The organism is Ruegeria sp. A5 (genome assembly GCF_056543005.1).
In genome coordinates this window covers 76,912-91,120 of record NZ_JBQGAV010000006.1, presented here as the reverse complement: position 1 = coordinate 91,120, position 14,209 = coordinate 76,912, and the positions used below count along the sequence as shown (strand labels likewise).

The 14,209-nt window shown below is 55.3% G+C and carries 17 protein-coding genes; 9 read left to right on the top strand and 8 right to left on the bottom strand.

Going from position 1 to position 14,209, the window contains the following annotated elements; genetic code table 11:
- Window positions 1-74: 74 nt before the first annotated feature.
- The 5 genes from urtE to urtA form a co-directional block, all read right to left on the bottom strand.
- Window positions 75-770, bottom strand: a complete 696-nt coding sequence (urtE, locus tag ACR0AY_RS14415; RefSeq protein WP_170513232.1) for an urea ABC transporter ATP-binding subunit UrtE — start codon at window positions 768-770, stop codon at window positions 75-77.
- A 3-nt stretch (window positions 771-773) separates the two neighbouring features.
- The gene (gene urtD, locus ACR0AY_RS14410; protein WP_170392779.1) at window positions 774-1,514 is read right to left on the bottom strand and encodes an urea ABC transporter ATP-binding protein UrtD; all 741 of its coding nucleotides are present in this window, start codon (window positions 1,512-1,514) and stop codon (window positions 774-776) included.
- Complete coding sequence (gene urtC, locus ACR0AY_RS14405) at window positions 1,511-2,740, bottom strand: urea ABC transporter permease subunit UrtC (protein WP_170513230.1); 1,230 nt, start codon at window positions 2,738-2,740, stop codon at window positions 1,511-1,513. The genes urtD and urtC overlap by 4 nt, the downstream gene beginning before the upstream one ends.
- 3 nt (window positions 2,741-2,743) lie before the next feature.
- On the bottom strand, window positions 2,744-4,696 hold the full coding sequence (gene urtB / locus ACR0AY_RS14400; protein ID WP_170513227.1) for an urea ABC transporter permease subunit UrtB: 1,953 nt from the start codon (window positions 4,694-4,696) through the stop codon (window positions 2,744-2,746).
- Between the two features lie 63 nt (window positions 4,697-4,759).
- On the bottom strand, window positions 4,760-6,040 hold the full coding sequence (gene urtA, locus ACR0AY_RS14395) for an urea ABC transporter substrate-binding protein (protein ID WP_480454328.1): 1,281 nt from the start codon (window positions 6,038-6,040) through the stop codon (window positions 4,760-4,762).
- Window positions 6,041-6,483: 443 nt separating this feature from the next.
- On the opposite strand from urtA, the gene ACR0AY_RS14390 reads away from it, so the two are divergent.
- The 9 genes from ACR0AY_RS14390 (at window position 6,484) to ureG (ending at window position 11,844) form a co-directional block, all read left to right on the top strand.
- Window positions 6,484-7,251 (top strand): urease accessory protein UreD, encoded by a 768-nt coding sequence (locus tag ACR0AY_RS14390; protein WP_480439375.1) that lies wholly within the window; start codon window positions 6,484-6,486, stop codon window positions 7,249-7,251.
- A gap of 1 nt (window position 7,252) precedes the next feature.
- Window positions 7,253-7,555, top strand: a complete 303-nt coding sequence (locus ACR0AY_RS14385) for an urease subunit gamma (RefSeq protein ID WP_170424902.1) — start codon at window positions 7,253-7,255, stop codon at window positions 7,553-7,555.
- A 14-nt stretch (window positions 7,556-7,569) separates the two neighbouring features.
- Entirely contained in the window at window positions 7,570-7,731 is a 162-nt protein-coding gene (locus ACR0AY_RS14380; RefSeq protein WP_170392785.1) for a peptidase M23, read from the top strand.
- Window positions 7,728-8,033, top strand: coding sequence for an urease subunit beta (locus ACR0AY_RS14375; protein ID WP_170402578.1), 306 nt, complete (start codon window positions 7,728-7,730; stop codon window positions 8,031-8,033). The genes ACR0AY_RS14380 and ACR0AY_RS14375 overlap by 4 nt, the downstream gene beginning before the upstream one ends.
- Window positions 8,033-9,742 (top strand): urease subunit alpha, encoded by a 1,710-nt coding sequence (gene ureC, locus ACR0AY_RS14370; RefSeq protein WP_170513224.1) that lies wholly within the window; start codon window positions 8,033-8,035, stop codon window positions 9,740-9,742. Before ACR0AY_RS14375 ends, ureC begins: the two co-directional genes overlap by 1 nt.
- A 121-nt stretch (window positions 9,743-9,863) precedes the next feature.
- Entirely contained in the window at window positions 9,864-10,088 is a 225-nt protein-coding gene (locus tag ACR0AY_RS14365; protein WP_170392788.1) for a DUF1127 domain-containing protein, read from the top strand.
- 28 nt (window positions 10,089-10,116) lie between these two features.
- Window positions 10,117-10,569 (top strand): urease accessory protein UreE, encoded by a 453-nt coding sequence (locus ACR0AY_RS14360; RefSeq protein WP_170392789.1) that lies wholly within the window; start codon window positions 10,117-10,119, stop codon window positions 10,567-10,569.
- Window positions 10,553-11,206 (top strand): urease accessory UreF family protein, encoded by a 654-nt coding sequence (locus ACR0AY_RS14355; RefSeq protein WP_170508689.1) that lies wholly within the window; start codon window positions 10,553-10,555, stop codon window positions 11,204-11,206. Before ACR0AY_RS14360 ends, ACR0AY_RS14355 begins: the two co-directional genes overlap by 17 nt.
- Window positions 11,203-11,844, top strand: coding sequence for an urease accessory protein UreG (gene ureG, locus ACR0AY_RS14350; protein WP_170513221.1), 642 nt, complete (start codon window positions 11,203-11,205; stop codon window positions 11,842-11,844). The genes ACR0AY_RS14355 and ureG overlap by 4 nt, the downstream gene beginning before the upstream one ends.
- A gap of 58 nt (window positions 11,845-11,902) precedes the next feature.
- Here the strand turns inward: ureG and ACR0AY_RS14345 are convergent, their stop codons facing one another.
- The 3 genes from ACR0AY_RS14345 to ACR0AY_RS14335 form a co-directional block, all read right to left on the bottom strand.
- Window positions 11,903-13,015 (bottom strand): cytochrome c peroxidase, encoded by a 1,113-nt coding sequence (locus tag ACR0AY_RS14345; RefSeq protein ID WP_170513218.1) that lies wholly within the window; start codon window positions 13,013-13,015, stop codon window positions 11,903-11,905.
- 8 nt (window positions 13,016-13,023) lie between these two features.
- Entirely contained in the window at window positions 13,024-13,329 is a 306-nt protein-coding gene (locus tag ACR0AY_RS14340) for a hypothetical protein (protein ID WP_170511728.1), read from the bottom strand.
- 68 nt (window positions 13,330-13,397) lie between these two features.
- Complete coding sequence (locus ACR0AY_RS14335; RefSeq protein WP_170513215.1) at window positions 13,398-14,204, bottom strand: amidohydrolase family protein; 807 nt, start codon at window positions 14,202-14,204, stop codon at window positions 13,398-13,400.
- Window positions 14,205-14,209 lie beyond the last annotated feature (5 nt).

Sequence of the window (14,209 nt, the reverse complement as noted above, 5' to 3'; positions counted from 1 at the left end):
GTAGGGTCAAACTATTTCCCGAACTAAATCTGGATTTCATCCTTCAATACCGAAAGCAATTTCAAGTATCAGCACTAGACTGTTACAGCCTGAAGCAACTCATCGCGTGTCACGTCTTCCCTGGTGCCGTTGATTATGACTTCTCCTCGTCGCAACGCGATAAATCTGTCGGCAAGTTCATAGGCAAAGTCAAAGTATTGCTCCACTAGAATGATTGCCATTCCTCTCGTGGTTCTGAGGTGTCGGATGACTTCGCCTATCTGTTGGATGATGTTGGGCTGAATACCTTCGGTCGGCTCGTCCAACAGAAGCAAGCGTGGTCGTGTTATCAATGCCCGTGCGATCGCCAGCTGTTGCTGCTGACCGCCAGAAAGGTCACCTCCGCGACGGTTTTGCATCTGTTTGAGGACCGGGAACATATCAAATGTATCACCTGGAATGAAATGTTCGCTGGCAGGCAGACAGGCATACCCCGTTTCAAGATTTTCGCGAACTGTGAGCAAAGGAAATATCTCACGACCTTGTGGGACATAGGCTACACCTTTCCACGCCATTTGATGAGCAGGCAGGACGCCCAGAATTTCCCCGTCCAGTTCCAGACTGCCGCCCGATCGCGGATGCGTACCTGATATTGCTTTCATAAGGCTGGTTTTCCCGACACCATTGGTCCCCATGACGCAAGTCACTTCACCTTGTCTGGCTTCCATGGAAATCCCGTTGAGGATTTGCGAATGCCCATAATGCAAAGTCAGATCTGTTAGCTTCAGCATTGTTTAGCGCCCCAGATATACGTCGATGACGTCCTGGTTAGATGTCACGTGATCAAGACTGCCTTCAGCCAAGGCGGACCCTTCGTGTAGAACCGTGACTTTGCAATTCAGGCGTCGGACAAATTCCATATCGTGTTCCACCACAACAACGGCACGGGTTCTGGCGGCTTGTACTAGCAAGTCGGTGGTGTGTTCGCGCTCCTGCGGTGTCATGCCGGCGGCGGGTTCGTCCACGAGCAAAAGTCGTGGCTCCTGAGCCAGCAGCATGCCAATTTCCAGCCACTGCTTTTGACCGTGGCTCAGTTCACCAGCTTTGCGGCTTAGATTCTGATACAGGCCGATTTCGACAGCCAGATCTTCAACTTTCTGCAAATCGTCAGTGGAGGTTCGATAGAAAAGCACGTGAAGCCAGCCACGTTTGTTCTGAAGCGCCATCAACAGGTTTTCCTGCACGGTCTGGTCTTCGAAAACCGTAGGTTTCTGGAACTTCCTTCCGATCCCAGCCTGCGCGATCTTTGCTTCGGACAGCCCCAACAAAGATACGGATTTCTCTCCCCAGATGACACGTCCTTCATCGGGCCGGGTTTTACCTGTAATGATGTCCATGAATGTGGTCTTGCCTGCCCCGTTCGGGCCGATCACGGCGCGAAGCTCGGCCTCGCCGATCTGAAACGACAAGTTGTTGATAGCTCGGAAGCCATCGAAAGTGACCGAAACGCCGCTAACCTCAAGCAAAGTGCTCATTCGATGGCCTCCTTCTCGCGCAGGGCGCCGTCATCTGGTCCCAGATTTGCCCCATGCCTGTCCGGGTGGCGGCCGTTGGTCCACAAGTCGAACAATCCTCCGATGCCCTGCGGGGCGAACAGCGTAACCAACACAAAAGTTATGCCCAATAGCACCTGCCACCAGTCGACCCATTTGATCGTGTAAAATCCAAGCGGAATATCCGGGGCCTGTCCGCCCGTGAACCACGTGCTCAGAAGACTGACAAAAGCTGCACCAATTACCGCGCCGTACAATCGGCCTCGTCCACCGATGGCGACCCAGACAGCCAAATAGATCGAGGCGATAGGGGCCATTTCCTCGGGGTTGATGATGCCTGCTTGCGGGTAGTAAAGCGCGCCGGCAATGGCCGCGATACAAGCAGTCAGGGTGAAGACGGCCAGCTTGAATACCTCGACTGAATAGCCAAGGAAGCGCACCCGTGCCTCGTTATCGCGAATGCCACGGATGACCGATCCGAACTTGCCTGACACGATCCACGCCGCCAGCATATAGCCCAGACCCAAGGCCAGCGCCGAGGCCCAGAGGAACCAGATCGACACCACGTCCTGCGAGGCGGTGACACCTGGCAGGTTCTGCAGGCCGGACAAGCCGTTGTTCCCACGCAGCCCGCTGTCGTTCTGAAACAGATACAGGGCCAGTGCCAACGTCATCGCCTGTGTCAGGATCGATAGGTACACTCCGGTGACACGGCTCCGGAAAGCCAACCATCCGAAGACCAGCGCCAACAGACCCGGGACCAGCACAACCAGGATCAGTTGCAGGGTCAGGCTGTGGGAGAACGCCCAGATCAACGGAAACTCCGACGATCCGACAACGCCAAAGACTTGTGTACCAATCGCGTCCACCACTTCGGACGACGTCGGTGGAATTTCGGCCTGTGCCAGCGAGTCGACGACGATCAGGCGGGTGCGTTCGTACATCAGCCACATGCCGATCATGTAGCCTCCCAGCCCGAAGAAGGCGAAGTGACCCAGTGACAGGATGCCGGTGAAGCCCCAGACCAGATCCATCGCCACTGCGATCAGGCAAAGGCACAGGGTTTTGCCCAGCGTTTTGACGAAACTGGTCGAGATTACACCGATCCCGAATCCCTCGGACAGGATGGTTACGCTCAGGGTGAACAGGGACAGGATGGCAAGAAAGACCAGCACGGATGGGTTCTTGGCGATAAAGCTGCGTTCCATGGCTCAATCCCCCGCCGCGCGACCCTTGAGGGCGATAATGCCCCGCGGCCGAAACTGGATGAAAATGATGATGAAGATGATCATGTAGGTTTGGGCCGCGAGGGTGTTCGACGGGTTCATCCACTCGATCCCCTTCTGCAAGAAGCCGATCATGCCCGCACCTGCAAGCGCGCCCCAGATGTTACCAACACCACCCACAACCACTGTCATGAAACTTTGCACGATATAGTCGCTGCCCAGATCGGACGTGACCTTGGCGAATAGGCCAATCGCGACCCCGGCGATGCCGGCAATGCCGGAGCCAAGCCCAAAGGTCAGCATATTCACTCGCCCGGGATTAATCCCCATTGACGCCGCCATGCGCGAGTTCTGCGTTACTGCACGCATCTCAAGCCCTAGCCTCGTCCGCTTGATGACGTAGAGGAAAAGTCCCAGAAAAATAAGCGCCAGAACGAAGATCGCAATGCGGATGTAGCTGATTGAAACCACGTCATTCAGCATCCACGAACCATCCAACCAACCTGGAGCAGTCAGCGGGCGCGCCTGCGTGCCAAAGATGTTCTTGGCCAGTTGCTGTAGGGCAATTGAGATGCCGAACGTCGCCAGCAACGTCTCTAACGGGCGAGCGTAAAGCCAGCGGATCACCAACCGCTCCATAGCGACGCCCATCGCGAAGGTGACGGCAAAAGCCATTGGAATAGCAACCATGATCGAAAGCGTATGATCAGGGATAATCTGCTGCACCACGTAGCCGGTATAAGCACCCATCATGATGAACTCGCCATGGGCCATGTTGATCACGCCCATCACGCCGAAGGTGATGGCCAGACCGATGGCGGCGAGGAAATAGATCGACGCCAGTGAGATCGCGTCCAGCGTCAGGTCGAGTGTTTGGTTCAGGCCGACCTTCAGTTCGATCTGTTGCAGGGCTTTCTCTGCTGCTTCTGTGACCTCGGCAGATGGCTCACTGTAGGTTTCGAAGAATACATGCGTGTTAACTGCAGCGTTGACATCCGCGTTCGTGACCAAGGCTGGCACAGTCCCCGCCTCTGCCAAAGAGGTATACGCACGCGCGCGCATTGCATCTGAATTCAGCTGTGCGACGGGAGTACCCCCTACACGACCACCTTCTATATTGGCCGCCAGTGCCGATCTGATATCTTCCGCCGAAACACGCGGTGCGGCCAGGTTTCCTGCAACGAGCAAGTCATATGCTTCGTCAGATTTTAAGGCGTCTGACCCCGCTTCAAGAATAACGGCGACGTTCAGGTCCTGGGGCAATTCGGTAGCGGCTTGGCGGGCAGTGACGACCAACGGGTTCAGAGCCGCACGAACGTCTACGCCCAGATCGCCGGACATTTCTTTGATCGCCGCCACGCGGGCTGCGGTATCTTCGTCAAAACCAATCGTCAGCAACCGTTCCAGCCGCTGCTTTTGCGCCTTCAATTCTGCTTCGGGTTCATCCCCTATCGAAGCGCGAAGTGGCTCCAAGAGTGCACTTTCGGGATCACGTTGGATGGATTGCAATGCGGCCAGACGTTTTGCGCGATCCGGATCGGTCAATTGAAACTGGACCAGAGCGGTCCCGATCATCGCGCGGATACCGCTGTTGGGCTTCAGCTGCCTAAGCTCGGATTTCTCAAATGTACCGACGACTTCTCCGGTATCGAAGTCGGTCAATTCATACGACCGCCCCTCTCCTTTCTGGCCAGAAAAGAACAGACCGTCCGACTTGCGCATCCACATGTTCTTGGCTGCCCATGTCTCAAGCATCACTTGCGCCTGAGGCAAGCCGCTTGATGCAATCGCATCAATCGCCGGTTTGATCGTCTTGCGCGAGCTTTTGGCGATGATCTCCTGATGCTCTTGCAGGATCGGTTGTAGACCGACCTCTTGAGCGTTGGCAGTCAGGCAGGCGCACAGGATTGCGAGGCCCGCAAGGAAAAGTCGTACCATGTGGTGAAACCCGAATGTCTTTATTTTAGCAAGGCGGGCAAACAAACCCGCCTTGCGTGTCGGTTAGTAGTTCGACAGGGTCTGAACGCAGGTCTTGGTCTCGGTGTTGTACATACCGCAACCCAGCTCTTTCCAATCGGAGACGAGCACAGCCGACTCCGGCAGGAAGTCGGTCCAGGCGTCACCCGGCACGACGTCGGTTTCGCTGATGATATCGAACTGACCGTCTTCCTGAATTTCACCGATCAGAACCGGTTTCGCGAGGTGATGGTTCGGCAGCATCACAGCGGTGCCTCCGGTCAGGTTCGGGAATTCCTGCCCATACATCGCGGCGCGTACAGCATCGACTTCGGTCGAACCGGCCTCGGTCGCGGCGTTTACCCACATGTTGAAGCCGATGTAATGCGCCTCCATCGGGTCATTGGTCACACGTTCATCACCCATGGTGGCTTTCCAGGTGTCCACAAATTCCGCGTTGGCCTCAGTATCCGCCGACTGGAAGTAGTTCCAAGCGGCGAGGTGACCGACGAGGTTGGTGGTGTCCAAACCGGACAGTTCTTCCTCACCGACCGAGAAGGCCACGACCGGAACGTCATCTGCCGAAACACCAGCCGCTGCCAATTCCTTGTAAAAACCAATATTGGCGTCACCATTGATGGTCGAGATCACACCGACTTTTTTACCATCCGCGCCCAGCGCGACCACGTCCGCCACGATCTTGGACCAGTCGGAATGGCCGAAAGGCGTGTAATTAACGAAGATATCTGCTTCTGCGATACCTTTTTGCTTCAGATAGCTTTCCAAGATATTGTTGGTGGTCCTGGGGTAGACATAGTCTGTGCCGAGCAGAGCGAATTTCTCGACCCCCAGTTCCTCCAGGAAATAGTCCGTGGCGGGGATGGCCTGTTGGTTCGGAGCAGCACCGGTATAAAAGACGTTTTTAGAGCTTTCTTCGCCCTCATACTGGACCGGATAGAACAGAAGACCGTTTAGTTCCTCGATCACTGGCAGAACCGACTTGCGGCTCACCGAAGTCCAATTGCCAAAGATTACATCCACCTCGTGGACGGTTAGCAGCTCACGCGCTTTTTCGGCAAACAGAGGCCAGTCAGAGGCCGGGTCGACCACGACAGCTTCAAGCTGTTTACCCAGCAGACCGCCCTTGGCATTCTGCTGGTCAATCAGCATCAGCATAGTGTCTTTCAACGTCGTTTCCGAGATCGCCATCGTACCGGAAAGCGAATGCAGCACTCCTACCTTGATCGTGTCTTCGGTCGACAAGGCGGCGGTGGCCATGACAGCAAATACTGCCGATCCGGCGAGTGTGGATTTGAGCGATTTCATGTGATCCTCCTGGCGGGGCCGGGAGAGAGGGCTTGCACAAAGGCACACTCTTCTTCTACCTGATCCCCGCAACTGTTGTTGCGTTCCGTGTGGCGGTTGTGTTCGAGGTCCAATTCGCGCAGCCGTCACACACCCCCGGGTCATCTCCGCGGTGGCACCCATACGGTTTCTGCATCGCAGCAAGCTTGGCAACTTACCTTTAACCCAATTCGGAAAATCGGCGCGATCCGCCTATTTTTTCATCCAAGACCGAGGTCGCTGTCTAAAATTTAGCCGCGCGATGTCGAATTAAGCAGATTTCGACTCTGTAGATTAGTGTTCCGCCCCTTCAACAGAGAAACAAGTGGCACCAATCAAAGCTCCAAAGGTGCCCTATTACCCACGTTGCAGCCATATTGCCCACGCACAGTGCTATTCCACCGCGCGCTGCAGGTGCCGTCAGTTTGAGTACCAAGCAATTGGGTGACAGGACGGTGCTGAACAAGTTTCGCCAGTCCGGGTCTTATAAATGTCTGTTCCCCAGAACCAACACACCTGATCTTGACGCGGTTCTTCTTAACACGGCAGGCGGCGTAACCGGAGGCGACTCATTTCGACTTTCCGGTAAAGCAGCAAAAGGAACGGCGCTGACTTTGACAACACAAGCCTGCGAGCGCGCCTACAAGGCCAAGCCGCAAGAATGTGGCCAGATTACCAATCATCTGACTGTTGAGACTGAAGCCCGGCTGAACTGGTTGCCGCAAGAGACTATTCTGTTCAATGGCAGCGCTCTGGAGCGACGCCTGAAAATCGAGATGGCGCCAGATGCCGAGATGCTGATGGTAGAGCCGCTGGTCTTCGGCCGCATTGCGATGGGCGAGACGCTGACCGATATCCGTCTAAACGATCGGATCGAGATACGGTACCAAGGAAAAAAGGTGTTCCTTGACGCGATCCAGTTCTCGGGTGATTGGCACAAACATCTGTCCAAACCGCATATTGCAAACGGCGCGGGTGCGATGGCGTTGATCGTCTTTGTATCGGGGTCAGCCGAAGGTCATCTGAATGCCATTCGTCAGATGCTGCCCGACACCGCAGGTGCGACTATGATCCGCAATAACCTGTTGGTTGCTCGTGTTCTTGCCGAAAACAGCTTTGCCCTCCGTGGCACATTGATGCCGATCTTACGTCGGTTGAACAAAGACACGCTGCCTCGATGCTGGATGCTTTGACATGAACCTGACCCCTCGCGAAAAAGACAAACTGTTGGTCGCCATGGCCGCCGAAGTCGCCCGCAAACGGCTGGACCGCGGCGTCAAACTGAACCACCCCGAGGCGATCGCCCTGATCACCGATGCCGTGGTCGAAGGTGCACGCGATGGGCGTTCAGTTGCTGACATGATGCAAGCCGGGGCCGAGGTGATCACCCGAGAGCAATGCATGGAAGGTGTGCCCGAAATGATCCACGAAGTTCAGGTCGAAGCCACCTTTCCAGATGGCACCAAGCTGGTGACCGTCCACCACCCCATTCGCTGAAAAAGGAAACCAATATGACACGCATGCTTTTCCCCGCCCTGATCTTCGCTGGCCCGGCAGCCGCCCATAATGGAACGCATATCCACGCGCACGGCACCGATTATGCGGCGATGGGCGTTGGGCTGGCGGTTGTTGCGCTGGCTGCTGTCGCGCTGATCACAAAGCTGAACAAATGATCCCCGGGGAGCTGTTCCCGGCTGATGGTGAAATTACCCTGAACCCCGACACTGATGCGATCACTTTGATGGTCGCCAATACCGGCGACCGCCCGGTTCAGGTCGGCTCACACTACCATTTCGCCGAAACCAACCCGGCGCTCGACTTTGACCGAACTGCCGCGCGTGGCCTGCGCCTGGACATTGCGCCAGGCACCGCTGTGCGGTTCGAACCGGGGCAGGCCCGCGAAGTTTCGCTGATCCCGATCAGTGGTGCGCGCAGGGTCTACGGCTTCAATCAAAAGGTCATGGGGGCACTCTGATGCCAGCAAAAATCAAGCGCTCAGACTACGCCGCGATGTTCGGCCCGACCGCAGGGGACAAGCTGCGGCTGGCCGACACCGATCTTGTGATCGAGGTCGAACGTGATCTGACCAGCTATGGCGAAGAGGTCAAGTTTGGTGGCGGAAAGGTAATCCGCGACGGGATGGGGCAATCTCAGACCACGCGCGCCGAAGGCGCTGTGGATACGGTCATCACCAATGCTCTGATCGTTGATCACTCGGGCATCTACAAGGCCGACGTTGGCCTGAAAGACGGGCGGATCGCCAAGATCGGCAAGGCGGGAAACCCCGATACACAACCCGGTGTCGACATCATCATAGGACCCGGAACCGAGGCCATTGCTGGCGAGGGTCGTATCCTGACGGCAGGTGGGTTCGACAGTCATATCCACTTCATCTGCCCGCAACAGATCGAAGACGCGCTGCATTCCGGCCTGACCACCATGCTGGGCGGTGGCACCGGTCCTGCGCATGGGACATTGGCCACCACTTGCACCCCCGGTCCATGGCATATCGGGCGGATGTTGCAGGCGGCGGATGCTTTCCCGATGAATCTGGCCTTTGCAGGTAAGGGCAACGCTTCGCTGCCTGCCGCGCTAGAAGAACAGGTTAAGGCCGGGGCCTGTGCGCTGAAGCTGCACGAGGATTGGGGCACCACCCCCGCTGCCATCGACTGTTGCCTGTCGGTGGCCGACGCGATGGATGTTCAGGTGATGATCCACACCGATACGCTGAACGAATCCGGCTTTGTCGAAAACACTGTGGCGGCCATGAAAGGCCGTACAATCCACGCCTTCCACACCGAGGGTGCAGGTGGTGGCCACGCCCCAGATATCATCAAGATCTGTGGCGAGAACCATGTGTTGCCGTCCTCGACCAACCCGACGCGACCCTTCACGGTGAACACAGTCGAAGAGCATCTGGACATGCTGATGGTCTGTCATCACCTCGACAAGTCCATCCCCGAGGACGTGGCCTTTGCCGAGAGCCGCATCCGGCGCGAAACCATCGCGGCCGAGGACATCCTGCATGACATGGGCGCCTTCAGCATCATCGCTTCTGACAGTCAGGCCATGGGTCGGGTCGGAGAGGTTTTGATCCGCACGTGGCAAACCGCTGACAAGATGAAGAAACAGCGCGGGCGCCTGCCCGAAGAAACCGGTGAGAACGACAACTTTCGCGTCCGTCGCTATATTGCCAAATACACGATCAACCCTGCTATTGCCCATGGGCTCAGCCACGAGATCGGGAGCATCGAGGAAGGCAAACGCGCTGACCTCGTCCTTTGGAACCCGGCCTTTTTCGGCGTGAAGCCCGAGATGGTTCTGCTAGGCGGCACCATAGCCTGCGCGCAAATGGGCGATCCTAACGCGTCGATCCCTACACCGCAGCCGGTTTATAGTCGCCCAATGTTTGGCGCTTACGGACGGTCGGTGGAAAACTCGGCGATCACATTTGTCTCGCAGGCGGCCCATGCAGATGGGATCGGTGATACACTGGGATTGGCAAAGCAAACCGTCGCCGTCCAAAACACACGAGAAATTGGCAAGCAGGATCTTCTGTTGAACAACGCGACACCGCATGTCGAGGTCGACCCGGAAACCTACGAGGTGCGTGCGGATGGCGAATTGCTGACTTGCCAACCCGCCGAAACGCTGCCGATGGCGCAACGATATTTTTTATTCTGATCAAAAAATGTGCTGCGTTGCGGCGCGTGCAAGGCAGCAATGACCAAATACGCACTTCTAAGTGAGGCCAATATGACAGATATAAAAACCCATGGGAGGACCAACGTTTACGAGGGTCCAAATGGCACACTCAGCAACACATACAAACACGCGCTTTTCGCTGGCCGGTTTAATCGTATCCATCGGGTCGTCAATTTACTCGGCCCTGATCAGTGTAGCCGAAGCTCAATCTCGCGTCCGGCAAGTCGAATTCCTGCAATCGCTCAGCGACGAAGAGCTGAAAAACCGCGGTCTGACGCGCGAACGGATCGTGCACCGAGTGTTCTCGGACTCAATCTGGCTCTGACTATTCCCGCTGCAGAGGAGGTGATGGTATGACCGCCCTGCTCTGCACTGCGCGCCAGTATTCGGATCACACGCATGGCGATCCGGCAGACTGTCTCTCGTTGACCTACGACGACCGTTTTTTGCGGCGTAAGGTTCTTACCTGCGAAAGCGGCGAACAGATTCTCATCGATCTCGCGCAAACGACCTCACTGAACCACGGTGGCGCGTTGGTTTTGGACGACGGTCGCGAAGTGGAAATACAGGCAGCACCGGAAGTGTTGCTGGAGGTAAAAGCACCGGACCTGACACGTATCGCCTGGCATATCGGCAATCGGCACACGCCTTGTCAGATCGAAAAGACCCGCCTGTTGATCCAAGTCGATCACGTCATCCGTGATATGCTTCTTAAAATCGGAGCAAAGGTGCGAGAGGTGAATGAACCATTCAACCCCGAAGGCGGGGCCTATGGCCACGGCAGGACCCATGGCCACACCCACTGACGCCGACATCCTGACGCTGACACAATGGTTGTCCCCTGCCTATCCTGTTGGGGGGTTTGCCTACTCTCACGGGCTTGAAGCTGCGATTGACGGGGGAACTGTCGCGAATTCTCGGGATACTGAAGCCTGGATTTCAGATGTGCTTGAACATGGCTCTGGGTGGAATGATGCTGTGTTCGTTGTGGCGGCCTTCAACGCGCATGACAAAGAAGAACTGATCAACGTCGATATCGCGGCGCGCGCCTTTTGTGCGACATCCGAAAGGCTCATGGAAACCGAGTTGCTGGGACAGGCCTTTGGAAACGTCACTAAAGGTGTCTGGGAATTGGACCTTGGGCAATTCACCTACCCCGTCTCGATTGGACGGGCTGCAAGACTTCAAAACCTTCCCTTGCAGCTGACGACCAAGATGTTTCTGCAAGCATTCGCAAGCAACCTTGCCGCCTGTGCGACGCGCCTTGTACCACTGGGACAGACCGATGCGCAGCGGTTGATCCGCCAGCTGACACCGTTGTGCGCCCAGATTGCTGAAAGGGCAAAAAAGGCGAGCTTGGACGAGTTAAGCTCTACCGCGTTCTTGGGGGACATTGCGGCCATGAGGCACGAAACACAATATTCGAGGATTTTCCGCACATGACCAGTATTAACGGCCCGCTTCGCGTAGGTATTGGAGGCCCAGTAGGAGCCGGAAAAACCACTTTGACCGCCGCCTTGTCTGAAGCGCTGCGCGATGTCTGTTCGGTGGGAGTTATTACTAACGACATATATACGCAGGAAGATGCCGAAGCGCTGATGCGCATGCAGGTCCTGCCGCGGGACAGGATCATCGGCGTCGAAACTGGCGGTTGCCCGCATACAGCAATTCGCGAAGACGCCTCGATCAATTTGGCCGCCGTCGCCGAGATGCAGACACGTCATCCGGATCTCGATATTGTTTTGATTGAAAGCGGAGGCGACAATCTATCGGCCACATTCAGCCCGGAGCTGGCGGATCTGACCATCTACGTGATCGATGTCGCTGCAGGCGAAGAAATACCCAGGAAAGGCGGGCCGGCGATTACGAAATCAGACATCCTTGTAATCAACAAGACCGACCTTGCACCGCATGTTGGCGCTTCGCTGCAGGTTATGGAACGTGATGCGAAAATGATGCGTAAAGGAAGGCCCTTCTTGTTTTCGTCACTTCGTCACAGAAGCGGGGTCGACGCAATTGTGGATCTGCTTGTGAAAGGCGGAGGTTTAAGAATTTCGGAAGCGAATTGGACCCAGAGATGAAAAGGCTAAGATAGCTCGCCAATTAGCCCATTCCCAAGCCCTTTACACCAGTGCTTTATTAAGAATCCTTGGAGAGCGTGACCAAAAACGCAACTAAGTCTGCAATCTCCTGCTCAGACAAATTCAATTCCGAAAGAATGGCTTCACCGTCGGCGTGCAGCCTTTCAGTATCAATTTTGCTGTAATGCCGTATCACAGATTTCAGATCATCTAAGCTGCCGTCATGCATGTAAGGAGCGGTTTCAGCCACTCCCCGCAGGCTGGGCGTCCGAAAGGTTCCAAAATCAGAATGGCTCCTGCGTACATTTCGCACGGCCCAGGCATCTTTCTTTTCCGGATCGTCGTTCCAGTCGCCGTCCAATGTGTAGGGGCTAGAGAGTAAAATGTTCAATCCTCCGAACCGACCTTGGTCAACCTCGGTTTCATTCAGAAAATATGGCACACCAGCGTTATGGAACTCGTTGTTGGAAAACCTCGGACCGTTGTGGCAAAATACGCAATTCCCGCGCCCTAAAAAGAGCTGAAGACCTCGCTGAGCTGCTTCGGGGTATTCCTTAGCCGCTGCAATATCTCGGCGCTCCAAAGCATCGCGAAAATCGTCAAATATCGTCCGGTCGGTGGCTAAGGTCTCCAAGTAAGCAGAAAGAGCTTTTGCGGTATTCACCAGAAAAAGTTCAGGGCTTTGATCCTGGAGGTGACCAAATATGGCTTCAAAATCATCTATGTAGGTACTTTCAGAGATAGCTATCTTTAGGCTTTCGGCACTATGCGCCATCTCTTGTTCTTCGATGATCGGATGCAGGCTGGCTGCCCAAAGATTATCGCTTTTGCCACCCCAACCATACCAGCGCAGCCCGGCAAGGTTTCGCAGTGATGGTGTGTTTCGATTTAATAAATCACGACCGAGTGCCCGCGCCTCCGGCGTCGTAAATGCCTGTTCAGGATCATGACAACTTGCACAGGAAAATGCACCATCGACTGACAATACCGGATCGTTGAATAAAGCCTGTCCGAGCTTGATTGCTCTGGCGTCTTTGGAAAATCTATTGCTTGGATCCGGCTGGAAGGATGGTGGCCACGGCCCAAAGGACAACGTTTGTTCAATTTCGTCTTCGGTCAACAAGACATCTGCACGTACTGCCCCGGTCAGAAAAATTAGCGCAGCTGTCATCCACAGCTTCATTTCAGAGCAATTTCTGACGTGTAGAAAACCGATTGGCCACTGACGTCGACATCGATTTGCAGCTCCCACAAACCCGGCATGTGAAACAACATATCATCAATTCGGAACACTCCGCCGTCCAATGCGGTAACCTTGGGAGTATAGTTCATACCATGTTGATGATCGGGCATGATTGCATCCACACGCATTTGGCCCACAGCAGTTTCACTACAAACTGAAACCAACACCGAAAACGGTTGGGCCAACGGAATTTCGTCGACCGCCAGATAAACCTTGGGTGCGTTTTGAACTTCCGAATTCATGCGTTGCCCCGTCGCTTCACAAGCAACCGCCGCGCTGGACCATATAAGAAACCAAGCAGCGCAGTGGGTCATTCTGATGCCAGCAAACGTTCTGCGTTAGCATAGGCAATGTTGTCTGCGATCTGGTCCGGCAGCAAATCCAACCATTCACGCGAAAAATCGGCATGAGGGCCTACGTAGTACCAACGTTCAGGTGCGAACGTATCCGTACCGACCATGAACCTATCGGGATGGGCTTGGAACGCAGCCCTCCAATCCGGGTCGACACGGCCTCGCGAAACCATGTCCGAACGAAATGCCAGATCGGCCCATAGCCCGGGATAGATGTCTAGCGCATCGACCACACTGGCTGGATCGTCAAACCCAGAATGGGCCCACAATACCCGAGCTTCCGGCCATGTTTCGAAGATCAAATCAACGGCCTCGCGATCACCATGGTGGTGCAGGATTAGGTTCCGCTCTTTCGCCAGTGCAATCATGCGTTGGATGACCGGCGTTTTGATGTCATCTCCGTAAGCGTGAAACTCGCCGATGGCCTCGTAGTTGTTTTTTGCCAGGTTTGTTTCCAGATACTCGATTACAGTTTCATCGTGCATCCAGGTGTTGATCTCACCGCGACGACGATAAGGGCGAAGCGCCGGAACAACGATGTCCGGTGCCACGGCCAACAATAGCTGAGTGCCATTGTCATCCGAGCTGGAAATCAGCGCTTTACGCACGCCTGCATCTCGAAGGATTTCGGCCACCTGTTCAGGTGGAACCAGTTTGACGGCATCGTGGCTGTAGTGAATATGTGCGTCAAAGATCGGTCGCTGTTCTGCGACGGCGGTACTGCAAAATAACGCTGCACTTAAAATGGAGATATGTTTCAGCACCTCAA

Excerpts from the sequence above, each read along its gene's own strand:
- urtE (WP_170513232.1), bottom strand. The coding sequence starts at position 770 with ATGCTGAAGCTAACAGATCTGACTTTGCATTATGGGCATTCGCAAATC.
- urtD (WP_170392779.1), bottom strand. The coding sequence starts at position 1,514 with ATGAGCACTTTGCTTGAGGTTAGCGGCGTTTCGGTCACTTTCGATGGC.
- urtC (WP_170513230.1), bottom strand. The coding sequence starts at position 2,740 with ATGGAACGCAGCTTTATCGCCAAGAACCCATCCGTGCTGGTCTTTCTT.
- urtB (WP_170513227.1), bottom strand. The coding sequence starts at position 4,696 with ATGGTACGACTTTTCCTTGCGGGCCTCGCAATCCTGTGCGCCTGCCTG.
- urtA (WP_480454328.1), bottom strand. The coding sequence starts at position 6,040 with ATGAAATCGCTCAAATCCACACTCGCCGGATCGGCAGTATTTGCTGTC.
- ACR0AY_RS14385 (WP_170424902.1), top strand. The coding sequence starts at position 7,253 with ATGAACCTGACCCCTCGCGAAAAAGACAAACTGTTGGTCGCCATGGCC.
- ACR0AY_RS14380 (WP_170392785.1), top strand. The coding sequence starts at position 7,570 with ATGACACGCATGCTTTTCCCCGCCCTGATCTTCGCTGGCCCGGCAGCC.
- ACR0AY_RS14375 (WP_170402578.1), top strand. The coding sequence starts at position 7,728 with ATGATCCCCGGGGAGCTGTTCCCGGCTGATGGTGAAATTACCCTGAAC.
- ureC (WP_170513224.1), top strand. The coding sequence starts at position 8,033 with ATGCCAGCAAAAATCAAGCGCTCAGACTACGCCGCGATGTTCGGCCCG.
- ACR0AY_RS14365 (WP_170392788.1), top strand. The coding sequence starts at position 9,864 with ATGGCACACTCAGCAACACATACAAACACGCGCTTTTCGCTGGCCGGT.
- ACR0AY_RS14360 (WP_170392789.1), top strand. The coding sequence starts at position 10,117 with ATGACCGCCCTGCTCTGCACTGCGCGCCAGTATTCGGATCACACGCAT.
- ACR0AY_RS14355 (WP_170508689.1), top strand. The coding sequence starts at position 10,553 with ATGGCCACACCCACTGACGCCGACATCCTGACGCTGACACAATGGTTG.
- ureG (WP_170513221.1), top strand. The coding sequence starts at position 11,203 with ATGACCAGTATTAACGGCCCGCTTCGCGTAGGTATTGGAGGCCCAGTA.
- ACR0AY_RS14345 (WP_170513218.1), bottom strand. The coding sequence starts at position 13,015 with ATGACAGCTGCGCTAATTTTTCTGACCGGGGCAGTACGTGCAGATGTC.
- ACR0AY_RS14340 (WP_170511728.1), bottom strand. The coding sequence starts at position 13,329 with ATGAATTCGGAAGTTCAAAACGCACCCAAGGTTTATCTGGCGGTCGAC.